Source organism: Natronincola peptidivorans, assembly GCF_900111615.1.
Taxonomy (GTDB): domain Bacteria; phylum Bacillota; class Clostridia; order Peptostreptococcales; family Natronincolaceae; genus Natronincola_A; species Natronincola_A peptidivorans.
The window spans coordinates 1-15,382 of the sequence record NZ_FOHU01000012.1 but is presented as its reverse complement, the minus strand read 5'-3'; the positions used below and the strand labels follow the sequence as shown (position 1 = coordinate 15,382).

15 protein-coding genes, 4 tRNA genes and 1 other annotated feature are annotated in these 15,382 nt (G+C 34.7%); of the genes, 1 reads left to right on the top strand and 18 read right to left on the bottom strand.

Features of this window, described 5'->3' with window-relative positions; translation table 11 throughout:
* Nucleotides 1-28: 28 nt before the first annotated feature.
* The 18 genes from leuB to BMX10_RS18050 all read right to left on the bottom strand — a co-directional run bounded on the left by leuB (nt 29) and on the right by BMX10_RS18050 (nt 13,739).
* Nucleotides 29-1,108, bottom strand: a complete 1,080-nt coding sequence (leuB, locus tag BMX10_RS12425; protein WP_090444665.1) for a 3-isopropylmalate dehydrogenase — start codon at nt 1,106-1,108, stop codon at nt 29-31.
* A gap of 26 nt (nt 1,109-1,134) precedes the next feature.
* Nucleotides 1,135-1,623, bottom strand: coding sequence for a 3-isopropylmalate dehydratase small subunit (leuD, locus tag BMX10_RS12420; protein ID WP_090444662.1), 489 nt, complete (start codon nt 1,621-1,623; stop codon nt 1,135-1,137).
* 14 nt (nt 1,624-1,637) lie between these two features.
* On the bottom strand, nt 1,638-2,900 hold the full coding sequence (leuC, locus tag BMX10_RS12415) for a 3-isopropylmalate dehydratase large subunit (RefSeq protein ID WP_090444659.1): 1,263 nt from the start codon (nt 2,898-2,900) through the stop codon (nt 1,638-1,640).
* A 20-nt stretch (nt 2,901-2,920) separates the two neighbouring features.
* Complete coding sequence (gene cimA, locus BMX10_RS12410) at nt 2,921-4,510, bottom strand: citramalate synthase (RefSeq protein WP_090444656.1); 1,590 nt, start codon at nt 4,508-4,510, stop codon at nt 2,921-2,923.
* Nucleotides 4,511-4,515: 5 nt separating this feature from the next.
* Complete coding sequence (locus BMX10_RS12405; RefSeq protein WP_090444653.1) at nt 4,516-6,039, bottom strand: 2-isopropylmalate synthase; 1,524 nt, start codon at nt 6,037-6,039, stop codon at nt 4,516-4,518.
* 27 nt (nt 6,040-6,066) lie between these two features.
* Nucleotides 6,067-7,059 carry a ketol-acid reductoisomerase gene (gene ilvC, locus BMX10_RS12400; RefSeq protein WP_090444651.1) on the bottom strand — a complete coding sequence of 331 codons (993 nt, stop codon included), beginning with the start codon at nt 7,057-7,059 and terminating at the stop codon, nt 6,067-6,069.
* 21 nt (nt 7,060-7,080) lie between these two features.
* Complete coding sequence (ilvN, locus tag BMX10_RS12395) at nt 7,081-7,566, bottom strand: acetolactate synthase small subunit (protein ID WP_090444649.1); 486 nt, start codon at nt 7,564-7,566, stop codon at nt 7,081-7,083.
* Between the two features lie 195 nt (nt 7,567-7,761).
* Nucleotides 7,762-8,012 (bottom strand) — a binding site (T-box leader).
* A 358-nt stretch (nt 8,013-8,370) separates the two neighbouring features.
* A tRNA-Cys gene (locus BMX10_RS12390) sits at nt 8,371-8,445 on the bottom strand.
* 13 nt (nt 8,446-8,458) lie between these two features.
* Nucleotides 8,459-8,533 (bottom strand) — tRNA-Gly (locus BMX10_RS12385).
* A gap of 4 nt (nt 8,534-8,537) precedes the next feature.
* Nucleotides 8,538-8,613, bottom strand: a tRNA-Phe gene (locus BMX10_RS12380).
* Nucleotides 8,614-8,689 (bottom strand) — tRNA-Val (locus BMX10_RS12375). It abuts the tRNA gene before it with no gap.
* Between the two features lie 137 nt (nt 8,690-8,826).
* Nucleotides 8,827-9,705: an Hsp33 family molecular chaperone HslO gene (gene hslO / locus BMX10_RS12370; protein ID WP_090444646.1), complete on the bottom strand. Its 879-nt coding sequence runs from the start codon at nt 9,703-9,705 to the stop codon at nt 8,827-8,829.
* 218 nt (nt 9,706-9,923) lie between these two features.
* Nucleotides 9,924-10,124: a cold-shock protein gene (locus BMX10_RS12365; protein ID WP_090444642.1), complete on the bottom strand. Its 201-nt coding sequence runs from the start codon at nt 10,122-10,124 to the stop codon at nt 9,924-9,926.
* Between the two features lie 130 nt (nt 10,125-10,254).
* A complete protein-coding gene (locus BMX10_RS12360; protein WP_090444639.1) occupies nt 10,255-10,449 on the bottom strand; it encodes an alpha/beta-type small acid-soluble spore protein in 195 nt (64 codons plus the stop codon).
* Between the two features lie 56 nt (nt 10,450-10,505).
* Entirely contained in the window at nt 10,506-11,480 is a 975-nt protein-coding gene (locus BMX10_RS12355; protein ID WP_090444636.1) for a type II CAAX endopeptidase family protein, read from the bottom strand.
* An 18-nt stretch (nt 11,481-11,498) separates the two neighbouring features.
* The gene (locus BMX10_RS12350; RefSeq protein ID WP_330387907.1) at nt 11,499-12,665 is read right to left on the bottom strand and encodes a M20 metallopeptidase family protein; all 1,167 of its coding nucleotides are present in this window, start codon (nt 12,663-12,665) and stop codon (nt 11,499-11,501) included.
* Between the two features lie 243 nt (nt 12,666-12,908).
* The gene (hpt, locus tag BMX10_RS12345) at nt 12,909-13,448 is read right to left on the bottom strand and encodes a hypoxanthine phosphoribosyltransferase (protein WP_090444630.1); all 540 of its coding nucleotides are present in this window, start codon (nt 13,446-13,448) and stop codon (nt 12,909-12,911) included.
* Nucleotides 13,449-13,595: 147 nt separating this feature from the next.
* Nucleotides 13,596-13,739, bottom strand: coding sequence for a hypothetical protein (locus tag BMX10_RS18050; RefSeq protein WP_170834813.1), 144 nt, complete (start codon nt 13,737-13,739; stop codon nt 13,596-13,598).
* 380 nt (nt 13,740-14,119) lie between these two features.
* Between BMX10_RS18050 and BMX10_RS12340 the strand changes: the two genes are divergently transcribed.
* The gene (locus BMX10_RS12340) at nt 14,120-15,082 is read left to right on the top strand and encodes a M20/M25/M40 family metallo-hydrolase (RefSeq protein ID WP_090444627.1); all 963 of its coding nucleotides are present in this window, start codon (nt 14,120-14,122) and stop codon (nt 15,080-15,082) included.
* Nucleotides 15,083-15,382: the final 300 nt, after the last annotated feature.

Sequence of the window (15,382 nt, the reverse complement as noted above, 5' to 3'; positions counted from 1 at the left end):
AGACATCTATCTTCATACTAGGCTTTTACTATTTGGCTAATTCTTGTAGTATCAATCTACCCATTTCCTTTGTTCCAACCAGTGTCATCCCTTTGCTAATAATATCTCCTGTTCGATAATTGTTTTCTAGTACTTTCATTACTGCATTTTCTATAGCTTTAGCTTCTTCTTCTAAAGCAAAGGAAAAACGTAACATCATAGCAGAAGATAAAATGGTTGCAATAGGGTTAGCTTTATCTTCTCCTGCAATGTCTGGTGCTGACCCATGAATCGGTTCATACATTCCTAAACTACCTTCTCCCAAACTGGCTGAAGGTAACATTCCTATAGATCCTGTAATCATACTAGCTTCATCTGATAGAATATCTCCAAACATATTGGTGGTAACTATAACATCAAACTGTTGGGGATCTCTTATTAATTGCATTGCTGCATTATCAATATACATATGATCTAATGCAACATCAGGATAATCCTTAGATAGTTCTACAATTACAGAACGCCATAATCTTGAACTCTCCAACACATTGGCTTTATCTACACTTGTTACTTTTCTATTTCTTTTTCTAGCTATTTCAAAAGCAGATCTTGCAATTCGTTCTACCTCTCCAACACTATAGGATTCTGTGTCATAGGCTGATTCTCCCATTTTTCCTTCCTTGTTTCGACCTCTGTCTCCAAAATATATTCCCCCTGTTAGCTCTCTTACAACACAGATATCAATACCTTTTTCAACGATATCACTTCTCAAGGGAGATGCTTCCTTTAATGCTTGATATAAGACTGCCGGTCGAATATTTGCATATAGACCTAAGGCTTCTCTTAACCCCAGCAACGCTCTTTCTGGCCTTTTATCTCCCGATAAGTTATCCCATTTAGGTCCTCCAACTGCCCCTAATAACACTGCATCACTATTTCTACAGATCTCTATGGTTTCCTTTGGAAGAGGCATTCCTGTTTTATCGATAGCGATACCTCCAGCCAAGACTTCTTGAAAATCCATTTGGTGACCAAATATTTCTCCAACCTTATTTAACACTAAAATAGTTTCTTGTATTACTTCTGGTCCGATTCCGTCTCCTGGAATTGTGGCTATACTATACCTCATACTTATTCCTCCATATCCATTGCTTTCTACAAATTACCTCTAATATATCCAATTAAGCCGTCAGCAGCCATAAGTTTCTGCATGAACTCTGGAAATCCTTGTGCCTGGTAAGATTGTTCTTTAGTGACATTGTAAATAGTACCCGCCTTAAAGTCCACTTCAATTTCATCACCAGCATCAATACTTTTTACTGCTTCTTCACACTCTAAAATAGGCAGCCCAATATTTATGGCGTTCCTATAAAAAATTCTTGCAAAAGAACTGGCTATAACACAGGATATACCTGCCGCTTTTATGGCTATAGGCGCATGCTCTCTTGATGATCCACAGCCAAAATTTTTATCTGCTACAATGATATCTCCCGATTTTACTTTTTGCTGAAAACCTTCGTCAATGTCTTCCATACAATGCTTCGCTAGTTCCTCTGGATCTGAAGTATTTAGGTACCTAGCAGGGATAATGACATCAGTATCTACATTGTTACCATATTTAAAAACTGTTCCTTGTGCCCTCATTTATTCTTGCCTCCTTATGCTATATCTTCTGGATTTGAAATTTTTCCTGTTAATGCTGAAGCTGCTGCTACAGCTGGACTTGCTAAATATACTTCAGATTCCGGATGTCCCATTCTACCGACAAAATTTCTATTGGTTGTGGCAATTGCTCTTTCTCCCTTTGCCAGAATTCCCATATGCCCACCTAAACAAGGTCCACAGGTTGGTGTGCTTACTACTACATTAGCTTTTATAAAGGTTTCAATTAGTCCTTCCTGTAAAGCTTGAAGATATACTTTTTGTGTTACAGGGAAAACAATTACTCTAAGACCTTTAGCTACTTTCTTATCTTTAAGAATCTCAGCCGCTACCCGTAAATCTTCTATTCTACCATTGGTACAGGATCCAATCACTACTTGGTCAATTTTAACATCTCCTACTTCATCAATGGTTCTTGTGTTATCTGGTAAATGTGGAAATGCAATTGTTGGTCGAACAGCACTTAAATCAATTTCGTAAACATTATCATATTCTGCATCTTCATCTGCTGTATAAATAGTATAGTCTTTCGATGAATGCTCTTTCACATAAGCTAAGGTTTTGTCATCCACCATAAAAATGCCATTCTTTCCTCCAGCTTCAATTGCCATATTCGCCATTGCAAATCGATCATCCATTGATAGATTACTTACACCTTCACCAACAAATTCCATTGATTTATAAAGGGCTCCATCCACGCCTATCATTCCAATGATATGCAAAATAATATCTTTGCCACTTACCCATTTTGAGGGCTTACCCTTCAACACAAATTTGATAGCTGATGGCACTTTAAACCAACATTTTCCCGTCGCCATTCCAGCTGCCATATCTGTGCTTCCAATTCCCGTTGAAAAGGCTCCTAGTGCTCCATAGGTACAGGTATGCGAATCCGCACCAATGACTACATCACCTGGTACTACTAAACCTTTTTCTGGGATAAGGCCATGCTCTATTCCCATCTCACCCACTTCGAAATAATTTTCTACTTCTTTTTCATGAGCAAATTCACGAATCATTTTACATTGTTCAGCAGTTTTTATATCTTTATTAGGGGTAAAGTGATCAGGTACAATCGCTACCTTTTTCTTGTCAAATACTTCTTTAACTCCTATTTTTTCAAACTCCTTAACTGCCACTGGAGTTGTAATATCATTTCCTAAAACTAGATCTAAATCTGCTTGTATAAGCTCTCCTGCTTTTACAACTTCTAAGCCCGCATGTGCTGCCAATATTTTTTGCGTCATTGTCATTCCCATTTTTTCATCCTCCTGTAAAATCAAATATACGCCCTAACTTTTTCTTCTATATCCTTAATCAATTTATATTCAATGGAGTCTACTAAAGCAATCCAACTTGCTTCAATAATATCTGTAGAAACTCCAACTGTTGTCCAAAGATTATAACCATCTGTTGATTCGATCAAAACCCTAACCTTTGCTTCTGTAGCTGTATCCGTATCTAACACTCTCACTTTATAATCCTTCAAATATACTTCCTTTAGCTGTGGATAAAAGGTTTCTAACGCTTTTCTAAGGGCTTTATCTAAAGCATTTACTGGGCCTACTCCCTCAGCTACGGTCATTTCATCTTTTCCATCTACAGTAATCTTTACCAAAGCTGAAGATGTGTTATCTCCCCTAGCATGATTTTCTTCAATAATTTTATAATATTTTAGTTCAAAGAAGGGTTTATACTTTCCTAAATGTTTTCTAATAACTAACTCAAAAGTACTCTCAGCGCCTTCAAACTGATAACCTTCATGTTCTAATTTTTTCAATGTATCTATAAGATTCTGTGTCTCTGGAGAATTCTTTTTTATGTTTGGATTAACTTTTTGCATTTTCGATAATAGCGTGCTTTTTCCAGAAACTTCTGACATTAATACGCGTCTTTTGTTACCAACTTTTCGTGGATCTATATGCTCAAATGATTTTGGGGATTTACTAACTCCATCAATATGCATTCCACCTTTGTGGGCAAAGGCAGAGTTACCGATATAGGGTTCTCTTTCATTCATGGCTATATTAGCTACTTCTGCTAATAATCTTGCAGTTGAAGTTAAATTAACCATCTGGTCTTCTAAGATACATTTTTTTTCTCGTTTTAACTGTAGATTAGCAATCACAGTACTTAGATTCACATTTCCACATCGTTCTCCAAAGCCTATATAGGTTCCTTGTACCTGTGTTGCTCCTGCTTCTACAGCCATAATCGTATTTGCAACAGCCATTCCCCCATCATTATGACAATGAATTCCTACCTTTATGGGAAATTTATTAACAACTTCCTTCGTAATCCGGTATATTTCATCTGGGAAAGCACCGCCATTGGTTTCGCAAAGTACTAGCCAATCCGCTCCACCTTCCTTTGCCGCCTCCAAGGAAGCTAAAGCGTATTCAGGATTAGATTTATATCCATCATAAAAGTGTTCAGCATCAAAAACTACTTCCTTACCCTTGCTTTTCAAAAAGGCAATGGTATCCTTAATCATAGCTAAATTTTCTTCTAAGGTGGTTTTTATAATCTCTGTCACATGATAATCCCATGATTTTCCAAAAATTGCTACTGCAGGAGTATTAGCATCTAGTAGTGATTGAAGATTATCGTCTTCTTCTGTAGCTATATTGGCCCTTCTAGTGCTTCCAAAAGCCGTAAGCTTTGTATATTTAAATTTTTCGTTTTTGATGCGTTTAAAAAACTCTAAATCTTTGGGATTTGAACCTGGGTTACCAGCTTCAACGTAGCTGATACCCAGTTTATCCAATGCCCTAACGATTTTAATTTTATCTTCAACAGAAAAAGAAATGCCTTCTGCTTGAGCTCCGTCTCTCAGTGTAGAATCAAATATTTCAATTTTATTATTCATGAACCTCACTCCTCGTGCCACTCTAATTCATTTAGCATTTTATTAATGGCGTTAATATAAGCTTTAATACTAGCTTCTACTACATCTGTGCTTACTCCCCTGCCATTATAGATATCCTGGTCTAGTTTTATCTTAACACTTGCTTCTCCCTGAGCGTCTTCACCTTCGGTTACGGATTGAAGAGAATAATCCTCTAAAGTAAATCCATTACCCACTATTTTGTCAATGGCTTTAAATGCGGCATCCACAGGACCATGACCAGTTGCTACCTCTTCTACTTCTACTTTTTCCTTCAAAAGTTTTACTGTTGCAGTAGGGGTAATGGTATTGCCGCTATTAATTACAAACTGATTTAATATATATAATTCTTTTATAGCTAGTGTCTTATCCTGTACTAGCGCCTCCAAATCTCTATCATAAATAACCTTTTTCTTGTCGGCCAATACCTTAAACTCTTTGAATAGATTAGATATTTCTACCTTGGTAAAATGATATCCTAAAGTTTTTAACCTTTCCTCAAAAGCATGGTGCCCAGAGTGCTTTCCTAAAACAAGTTTATTTTTAGTAAGTCCAACGGATTCAGGTGTCATTATTTCATAAGTACTCTTATGTGCTAGCATCCCATGTTGATGAATTCCTGACTCATGCGCAAAAGCATTATCTCCTACGATAGCTTTATTATGTTGTATTTTCATGCCCGTTAGCTTGCTCACCAAACGACTTGAAGGATAAAGCTCGGTTGTATCAATATTTGTAAACATATCATATATATCTTTTCGAGTGTTTATAGTCATAACAATTTCTTCTAAGGCTGCATTTCCTGCTCTTTCTCCCAAACCATTAATGGTACATTCTAGCTGGGTGGCTCCAGCTTTAGCAGCTGCCAATGTGTTGGCCACAGCTAACCCTAAATCATTATGGCAATGTACTGATATTTCCGCTTTATCTATGTTGGGTACATTATTTTTAATATTGTAAATAAGATTATAAAATTCATCCGGGGTTGTATATCCAACTGTATCAGGAATATTAATCACGGTAGCCCCTGCATTAATCACAGATTCAAATATTTTATATAGATATTCCCAATCACTTCTTGAGGCATCTTCAGCAGAGAATTCCACATCACTGCAGTACTGTTTTGCATACTTCACCATTTCTACTGCCCTTTCTAAAATCTCTTCTTTGGATGCCTTTAGTTTGTATTTTAAGTGGATATCAGATGTTGCAATAAAGGTGTGAATTCTAGGTGATTCTGCATGTTTTACAGCTTCATATGCTCTATCTATATCTCCTGGCAAAGCTCTAGCTAAGCTTGCCACAGTAGAGTTTTTTATGCTTTGTGCTATTGTTTTAACTGCTGCAAAATCTCCAGGGGATGCAATAGCAAAACCCGCTTCAATTACATCTACTTTAAGCCTTTCCAGCTGTTTTGCAAGCTCCAGCTTTTCTTGAAGGTTCATACTGCAACCTGGTGATTGTTCTCCATCTCTTAAAGTTGTATCAAATATTTTCACTTGCTTTGCCATTTACATCCCTCCGCCTAACCTTCTAAATTATTTTTTTAACCAACTCATCATTTTTCTTAGTTCTTCTCCAACCACTTCGATCTTATGGTTTTGTTCCATCTTTCTTCTTGCATTAAAGGATGGTCGATTTGCTTGATTTTCTAATATCCAGTTCTTAGCAAAGCTTCCATCTTGAACTTCACCTAAAATCTTTTTCATTTCTTCTCTAGTATCTTCAGTGATAACACGTCTAGATGCAGTGTAGTCTCCATACTCTGCTGTATCACTTATAGAGTACCTCATATAGCTTAAGCCCCCTTGATTTATCATGTCAACAATTAATTTCATTTCGTGAAGACACTCAAAATATGCTACTTCTGGTTGATATCCAGCCTCTACTAATGTATCAAAGCCTGCCTTGATTAATTCTGTAACACCACCACATAGCACCGCTTGCTCTCCAAATAAATCTGTTTCTGTCTCCTCTTCAAAGGTTGTTTCAATAATCCCTGCTTTAGCTCCTCCTAATCCCGCTGCATAAGCCAAGGCCATATCCTTTGTATCTCCTGTTACATCTTGATATACTGCTATTAGACATGGTACACCTTTACCATCTTGGTATTGACTTCTTACTGTGTGTCCTGGCCCTTTAGGTGCTACCATAAATACGTTAACATCCGCCGGTGGAACGATTTGCCCAAAATGAATATTAAAACCATGGGCAAAGACTAAGTATTTTCCTGCTGTTAAGTTTGGCTCTACACTTTCTTTATATAGGGCTGCTTGTTTTTCATCGTTTATCAATATAATAATGACATCAGCCTGTGCTGCTGCTTCTGCTGCCACCGCTACCTTTAGCCCAGCCTCTTCTGCCAGTTTCCATGACTTACTTCCTGTATATAGTCCTACTACTACATCAACTCCTGATTCATGTAGGTTCAATGCATGGGCATGACCTTGACTGCCATATCCCAATACCGCTACTGTTTTTCCTGCTAATAATCCTAAGTTACAATCCTTTTCATAATACATTTTTGCCATTGGTAATTCCTCCTCATATTATTAATTACTCCATCGCCCTAAGGCTGTAAGCCCTGTACGAACAATTTCTTTAATACCATAACTTCTCATCATATCTATGAAGGCTAATACTTTGTTATGGTCTCCTGTCATTTCTACAGTTAAGTGCTCATTTGCAACATCAATAACCTTTCCTCTAAAGATATCAACCACTTCCAATATAGAGGCTCTATTGGACTCATCTGCCTTTACCTTTATTAATGCTAGTTCTCTATATACTGCTTCTTGGGGTTTTAACTCAGTAATATCTACTACATCAATTAATTTGTTTAGTTGTTTTTTGATTTGCTCTAGCACTTGGCTATCTCCCTGTAATACAATGGTCATTCTTGTCAGTCCTTCATCTTCAGTTTCTCCAGCAGTGAAGCTATCAATATTATAACCTCTTCTGCTAAACAACCCCGCTACCCGACTCAGTACACCTGGTTGATTTTCCACTAAGACAGATAGTACATATTTATTATCCATAATAGAACCTCCTTTTTATTAAAAATTTAAATATTCCTATATTTTAGAATAATAATTACATTAAATCAATAGTTTTTTAATAAATAATTAAATTAGATGTGTTTTTTTTAACTATAGTGAATTTTTTTTAATTCTAAACAACATTTAATTCTAAACAACAAAAAACCTCGTTCCTATATAATTATTTAGTAATTATACAGGGACGAGGATATATTCCACGCGTTACCACCCTATTTTGAATCCACTTCACAGTAGACACCACTCTCCAGGTTCAATCAAACCCTTGCCTATAACGGGGCTTACCGTTAACCTCTTACTTTATCTCTAAGATTTCAGAGGTACTGCTTAGGAGGGATTTGTATTTTCTCTACAGTATCGGCTTTCAGCAACCACCGACTCTCTGGAACTGTCATGTGGAAAATACCGTTCTCCTTCATCGCATTTACTTAAGTTAAAATTTAATTTTATTTATTGTAGTTTAACAACATAATTCTATATTGTCAACCTATTTTTTAGAAAAATTTAAAAAATAAAAATATTTAAACAAGCTTTCATTGCTTATCATTGAAAATATGTATTGAAAATCTAATATATACACTCTTTCTTATTTAAGAAATGAATACTGCTAAAATACTTTCAAAAAATTATATTTGGAAATAGAAAAATATTTAGGCTATGTTCCTTAGGCATTTTAAAACTATGTAAAGTATGACAAATTTATAAATACTCATATAATAAAAAAAGATGCACTTGATTAAGTCCATCGTCCATCAGTTATCTATATATTAAACTACGATTTTCATGTGGAGGCGGCACCCAGATTTGAACTGGGGAATAAAGGTTTTGCAGACCTCTGCCTTACCACTTGGCTATGCCGCCAGAATCTTAAATATGGAGCGGAAGACGGGATTTGAACCCGCGACCCTCGCCTTGGCAAGGCGATGCTCTACCACTGAGCCACTTCCGCGTCATGGTGCCCAGAGGCGGAATCGAACCACCGACACGGGGATTTTCAGTCCCCTGCTCTACCGACTGAGCTATCTGGGCTGGTGGGCGCAACAGGACTTGAACCTGTGACCCCCTGCTTGTAAGGCAGGTGCTCTCCCAGCTGAGCTATGCGCCCTCAGCAATGACAAAATCTAGTATACGTCATTTATGCTAATATTACAAGGGCTTATTTCTTCTATATTTCTTGATTATAGCCGATTTAATTCTGTTAAATCATTATTACTTTATTTTTTAATCTTTTTTGTCATTCTTTTAAATTTCTAATAACAGCTTCTCTAGTTCTTCTTTATTAAAAATATGTTTTTTATTGCAAAAATGACAAACTAGTTCCGCTCCTTCGTCTTCTTCTATGATTTCTTGCAAATCGCTTCTCCCAATACTAATCAAGGCTTGCTCAAATCTCCTTTTGCTACAATCACAATTAAAATCTATTTCGTATCTCTCCACTATCTGTGGAGATAAATCTCCCAATACATAATTTAAGATATCTTCTTCCTTCATCCCATTATTCATTAAGGAGGTTATAGGTTCCATTGAGGTAAGCTTGGTTTCTAATTGATTTAAGATATCTTCTTCAATATGGGGTAATATTTGAATAATAAATCCACCGGCAGCCTTTATACTATAATCTCTTTCCACCAATACACCTAAAGCCACTGCAGAAGGTTGCTGCTCTGATTTAAGAAAGTAGCTGGCAAAATCTTCTGCTATTTCTCCTGAAACAATGGCTGATGTACCGATATATGGATCCTTTAATCCTAGATCTTTTATAACAGTGATATCACCCTTTGTTCCCACTGCCTCTCCAACATTTAGTTTTCCAGGAGCTATGTAGGTGCTTTCTACTTGTGGATTAGCTACATAGCCCTTTACATTGCCATGACTATTGCCTACCACTACAATAGAACCCAGTTGTCCTCCACCATTTACTTTAACAGTAATTTTATGATTTTCTGCCTTTAGCATTAACCCCATTATAGAGGTAGCTGTCATGGTGCGTCCTAAAGCTGCTATAGCAACTGGAGATGCTTGATGAATTTCCCTTGCCTTTTCCACCATGTTTGTAGTATCTGCAACAAAGGCTCGAATGCTGCCGTTACCTGCAATTGCCCGAATAACTGTACTTTGCATGATTACACCTCTCTTTTAAATTGCACTATATTTATTATAGCCATATACTTTTCGTTATAGTTACAACTTTATAATATTTTTTAATTGTTCTCTCTCATTATATAAGTGAACATGAAAAAAACAAGTTGGCGTACCAACCTGTTTTAAATCCTTGGTAAATTCTTATATATTTAATCCCAATGGGATTTGACTACAAGATCAACCTTCGTTTTGTAAAATTATGCTCTAGATACGTTTGTAGCTTGAGGTCCTTTGTCACCTTGAACAATTTCAAATTGAACAGCTTGACCTTCTTCTAATGTTTTGAATCCATCCATAGTAATTGCTGAAAAGTGTACGAATACATCGTCCCCATTTTCTCTTGAGATAAATCCATAACCTTTCTCAGCGTTAAACCATTTAACTGTACCTTTTTCCATTTAAAAATTCCTCCTAAAACTTAATTTAATTTAACAAAGACACTATGTATCCTCATTCTTTATCAGTTTAACATAGGAAAATATTGCTGTCAACTGTTTTTTAAATATATACTTTGATACTTATGGCTTTCTACTGATGTTGAGTTGCCTTTTTATGTTGTTTCTTTCTGACTGTCATCAATCCACCAATCCTACCAGTTTCTTTAGCAGTCAGTCCTCCCCAACCCAGCTTTTTTACTTTGTCTATTAACCCTAGTTCTTCAGCTATTTCATACTTCATCATTAAGTCTTGTGTAAATTGATTATTGGACTTATTTTTTTCCATTTTTATCCCTCCTATCTCTATTGTTGGATAAAAATAGGAAAAATATTCAATGCAGTTTAACCAAGACTAATAATTTCTTTTAGTTGCATAAAAGCTACGAAAAGATAAAGGGGTATCATTAGTACCAAAGGAATATACTCTGTAAAGGATATAGAATCTTTTATTTCTTCTTCATATTTTGACCCTTCTTCATGAAAGTTATTCAGCTTCAAAATATTTTTTTCCTTTTTCATGTCTTTTTTTATAATATTTATTAATTTAGAAGCAATAAAAGCAGCACCTATAGCTAATAACCCAAAGATCACAACATTAATAAACAATGCAGTTGTAGTAGAAATCTCTACTGCTGTTTCATAATTTTCTTCTGGTAACTCACTAAATCGATTAAGTAAGAATCCTAGCGTAACTGCAAAACCGTTATTAACAATATGTCCTATAATCCCTGCATATAAAGAATTAGTCAGAATTACTAAATAAGAAAAGACCAATCCTAAAACTATTGGACCTACTAAATTATATAGATTAAAATGAAATACTCCAAAAAGAATAGATGATATAATGATGGCTTTTCTGGTTCCAAGTTTTTCATATCCTGGCAATATAAATCCTCTAAAAAAAACCTCCTCACAGATTCCAGCAGAAATAGAAATGATCATAAGTAATACAACATATTCTCTTGTATCTGTAGCTGTAGGTAATTCAGGAATGTTGAGATTTCCAAGTAAACTTAAAATTGTCATAAATAATGCATTGCCAAAAACAGCTGTTGGATACATTAATAGCGTTATAAATACGATCAAGATACCATGTTTTATCTTTAATTTATTTAGGCGCATTGTTGATTGAATTGGTATCTTTCTTACTAACATATATATTATTGGAGGCATAAGAATTAAAATATATTGTGTAATTATTAATCCCGATTTAAGGCTTAAGTGTTGGAAGTATGATCCAATTGTAAATAAGAGTACTGCTCCTATCAGATACAGAATGTTTGCATCTATTATTTGTAATTTTTTTTGATATTGCATTCTTACACTTCCTTTATTCTATATTTCTAGTGCGTCACGGTGTTCTAGTAGGTTTAGGTATACTTGCAATCCATAAGTTAATATTTTTTCATCAAAATTAAATCTTTCATTGTGTAGAGGATAAATAAATCCTTTGTCTTCATTTTTGCAGCCTAAAAAGAAGAAAACCCCTGGAATTTCTTTCTGATAAAAAGCGAAGTCCTCTGCCAACATAATAGGATCTACTGTGTCAATTGTATCCTTTTCTTGAGCTGCGATAAAAATTTCTGTCAACTTTTCATCATTGTATACTGCTGGATACATATCTCGAAATAGTATTTCGATTTTACATTGGTAGTTCACTTCTAATCCTTTTTTGAAATCTGTCATTCTTTTTTTGATAATGTCGTAGGTTTCTTGGCTGAAGGTCCTTATAGTTCCTTCTAAAATTCCTTTTCTTGCTATTATATTCCTCTTTTCTCCTACCTCTAATCTTCCAATGGTTAAAACTCCAGGTTTAATGGGATTTATACTTCGACTTATGATTGACTGCATCCCCAATATCAGTTCGCTTGCAATTAAAACACTATCTACTCCAATATGAGGCATCGCACCATGAGCACTTTTCCCTTCTATATGAATATCAAATTCTCCATTTTGCGACATCATTGCCCCTGGACGTACACCAATCTTTCCCTCCTCTATCCCTGGAAAGAGATGGAGACCATATATCTCTTCTACATTATATTTTTTAAGAATACCTTCCTGCATAATAAAAGAAGCGCCTCCAGGTCCTTCTTCAGCTGGCTGAAATAATAAGACAATATTTTCTTTTAGTTTGTTTCTATTTTTAGCTAAATAATTAGCTAGGCCTAATAAAATAGCCATATGACCGTCATGGCCACAACCATGCATTTTACAGCTATGGGTAGATTTATAATCCAATTGATTGTCTTCTTGCATGCCTAATGCATCCATATCAGCACGAAAACAATATGTCTTTTTTGCATTATGTCCTTTAAAATATGCTATAACACCTGTCCCTAGAACCCCAGATTCATATTGAATATCTAGTTTATCTAAATAAGATTGAATGTATTTAGATGTCTTATACTCTTCAAGGGCTAATTCTGGGATTTGATGTAGATCTCTACGTATGGCTTTTAGTTCTTCTAATAACTCCATGGTTTCTATGGATATCTTCAAGTACATTTCACTCCTTTATTATTTCATTCATTTTATTTTATAGTTTTTGCACGTGGAAAACAACTTTTATTCAGCATTTCCATCCTATGTTCTTCTTGGTACTGATATTGTTATTGCTGGTTTCTTAATCCTCCAAGTAAGAAATCAGTTATTATTAGAGATGAATTTTTCATTGGAGCTAATACTTTTATTATAGAATTTTTCTATTTAAATAAAAAAAGTCTCAGAGAATAGAGACATTTTTTAGCGATTTTCATCTGTTACGATAAAAACATATGGGATATTTCTATAATAGTCTCCATAGTTTAAGCCATAACCTACTACAAATTTATCTGGAATAGTAAAACCTATATAATCAGGCTCTAATTGGACTTTTCTTCTTTCTGGTTTATCTAATAATACACAACTCTTAACACTGGTTGCATTTTTCTTTCTTAAATGATCTAAAACATATTTCATAGTAAGACCTGAATCAGTAATATCATCGACAACTAAAATATCATATTCTGTCAAATCTTCATTAATATCTGAGACAATCTCTACAGATCCACTAGACTCTACTCCATGACCATAGCTAGAGGTAGTCATAAAATTTATTTTAACTGGTATACTTAATTCTCTTACCAAATCAGCAGTAAAAATAAAGCTGCCCTTCAGCAATGAAACAATATATAGATTTTTATTACCATAATCTCGAGATATCTGTTTTCCTAATTCCTTAAGTCTATTCTTTATATCTTCTTCTGAACACAGTATCTCCCATACTTTTTTATCTATGCCCATAAGTCACCTCCATCATTTGACTGTTATCAATATTATTAATTATTTTAATGTAAATAGTACTACATGTCAATTAAATTGTCGATTAAGCGCAGCCTATAATCCTATTTGTATTTTGCTTTAAAGGCGATAAATATATTTATATTTTGACTATTTATAATCATTTCTTTGGATTTTTGATAATATTTCTTTAATATCCTTGAGTAATACAATGATTTTGTTAATAGAATATTGTATAGAGATTAATATAATTAAGAGAATTGCTCCACCTACAATAAGGTTTCCATAATTCATCCTTTTCCCTCCTAGCCATTTTCCAGTTTTGCTTTTTATGAAATCTTAAAGAAAACACGCTTAAATCTTTTTTTCTTGCTTCTGGTTAAATCTGTCTCATTATTTCATTAACACTGCTACTAACGGTTGATTGCTAATAATTCGTCTTTTATTAAGCTTTCCTTCACGTAAATTCCTTTACATACTGTTATTATTATATCATAAACTTTTTAAAAAATTATCTTATTATGCCAATAACAAATAGGTAGCTTCTTTAGGATAAGTGCCTATAATCTTCAATAAGGAGTACCAATTCCTTTGCATTAATCATCACAATATGGTAATGTATTCTGTTATCCTTTATAATAGTATCATATATATTAACCATAGGGGGAAAAACTATGAATCGACAAAGAATTTTGGATACAATGCTGGAGCTCTGCGCTATCCCTAGCATCTCAGAAACAAAGGGGGAAATAGAAGCTCCATTAAAAATGGTGAAAATTCTTGAGCGATTGAGTTATTTCAAGACAAATCCACATCACCTTCAGCTACATACTATGCCAAACGATCCTTTGAATCGAACCTATATCACTGCTTTTATGGAGGGTGCGGTACCATCAAATAAAACTGTTATTCTTCTAAGTCATTATGATGTAGTAGGGATAGATGAATTTGGCATGTTAAAGAAATATGCTTTTCATCCAATACTATATACAGAACACCTTAAGACAACAAAATCCATAGAATTGCCCCAAGAAGCTTTAAAAGATCTAAATAGTGGAGATTATTTATTCGGTAGAGGTATTATGGATATGAAGTACGGCATTGCTGCCCATATAGAAGTCTTATATGAAATAGAGAAAAACCTTGATACTTTTCAAGGAAATATTCTTTTATTATCAGTTCCTGATGAAGAAACAAATTCAGCTGGAATGCTGTCAGCGGTGGAGTTCTTACTTTCTTTAAAGCAGGAAAAAAATTTAGAATATCTATGCGCCATTATAAGTGAGCCTCATTTCCCAAAGTATCCTGGAGACGATAATATTTATATCTATAATGGCACAGTTGGTAAGCTTTTACCGGTTTTTTATTGTGTAGGAAAAGAAACTCATGTAGGTGAGCCCTTCGCTGGTATTAACCCTAATATGCTTACTGGAAAACTCCTTGAAAGAATTCATCAAAACCCTCATCTTAGCGACACTTTAGGAGAAATTTACACACCTGCTCCTACCTGTTTAAAGCAATCAGATACAAAAAAGGATTACTCTGTCCAAACACCTGTTGCTGCCTATACTTATTTTAATTTTGTAACCCTTACTTCTACTCCCGTAGTGTCAAGTTTGACACTCTTTTTTTACTAACTAATCATTATATTTTAAAGGTTTCAAAGTTTTTTTGTATAAAAAAACAATGCCCCCCCATTTCTTGATATAATTGAAGTTCCCAGCTCACAATTAATAAAGAAAGGGTGGTCATTGTGAACTCCATTATATCTTATTTAGTACTATATATTCAATATCTACAAAAAGAACTTTATACACTTTTAATCTTTGTCTCTAGAAACATCCCTTTACGCCAATTGAATTTTGAAGACTCTAATAGTCCTAAGTACCAGAAGTTAAAGATTGATAAGCTCCCTAGAATTCTAAAGTTTCAAATGC

Coding starts and splice junctions, on each gene's coding strand:
- leuB (WP_090444665.1), bottom strand. CDS start 1,108: ATGAGGTATAGTATAGCCACAATTCCAGGAGACGGAATCGGACCAGAA.
- leuD (WP_090444662.1), bottom strand. CDS start 1,623: ATGAGGGCACAAGGAACAGTTTTTAAATATGGTAACAATGTAGATACT.
- leuC (WP_090444659.1), bottom strand. CDS start 2,900: ATGGGAATGACAATGACGCAAAAAATATTGGCAGCACATGCGGGCTTA.
- cimA (WP_090444656.1), bottom strand. CDS start 4,510: ATGAATAATAAAATTGAAATATTTGATTCTACACTGAGAGACGGAGCT.
- BMX10_RS12405 (WP_090444653.1), bottom strand. CDS start 6,039: ATGGCAAAGCAAGTGAAAATATTTGATACAACTTTAAGAGATGGAGAA.
- ilvC (WP_090444651.1), bottom strand. CDS start 7,059: ATGGCAAAAATGTATTATGAAAAGGATTGTAACTTAGGATTATTAGCA.
- ilvN (WP_090444649.1), bottom strand. CDS start 7,566: ATGGATAATAAATATGTACTATCTGTCTTAGTGGAAAATCAACCAGGT.
- hslO (WP_090444646.1), bottom strand. CDS start 9,705: ATGCAAAGTACAGTTATTCGGGCAATTGCAGGTAACGGCAGCATTCGA.
- BMX10_RS12365 (WP_090444642.1), bottom strand. CDS start 10,124: ATGGAAAAAGGTACAGTTAAATGGTTTAACGCTGAGAAAGGTTATGGA.
- BMX10_RS12360 (WP_090444639.1), bottom strand. CDS start 10,449: ATGGAAAAAAATAAGTCCAATAATCAATTTACACAAGACTTAATGATG.
- BMX10_RS12355 (WP_090444636.1), bottom strand. CDS start 11,480: ATGCAATATCAAAAAAAATTACAAATAATAGATGCAAACATTCTGTAT.
- hpt (WP_090444630.1), bottom strand. CDS start 13,448: ATGGGCATAGATAAAAAAGTATGGGAGATACTGTGTTCAGAAGAAGAT.
- BMX10_RS18050 (WP_170834813.1), bottom strand. CDS start 13,739: ATGAATTATGGAAACCTTATTGTAGGTGGAGCAATTCTCTTAATTATA.
- BMX10_RS12340 (WP_090444627.1), top strand. CDS start 14,120: ATGAATCGACAAAGAATTTTGGATACAATGCTGGAGCTCTGCGCTATC.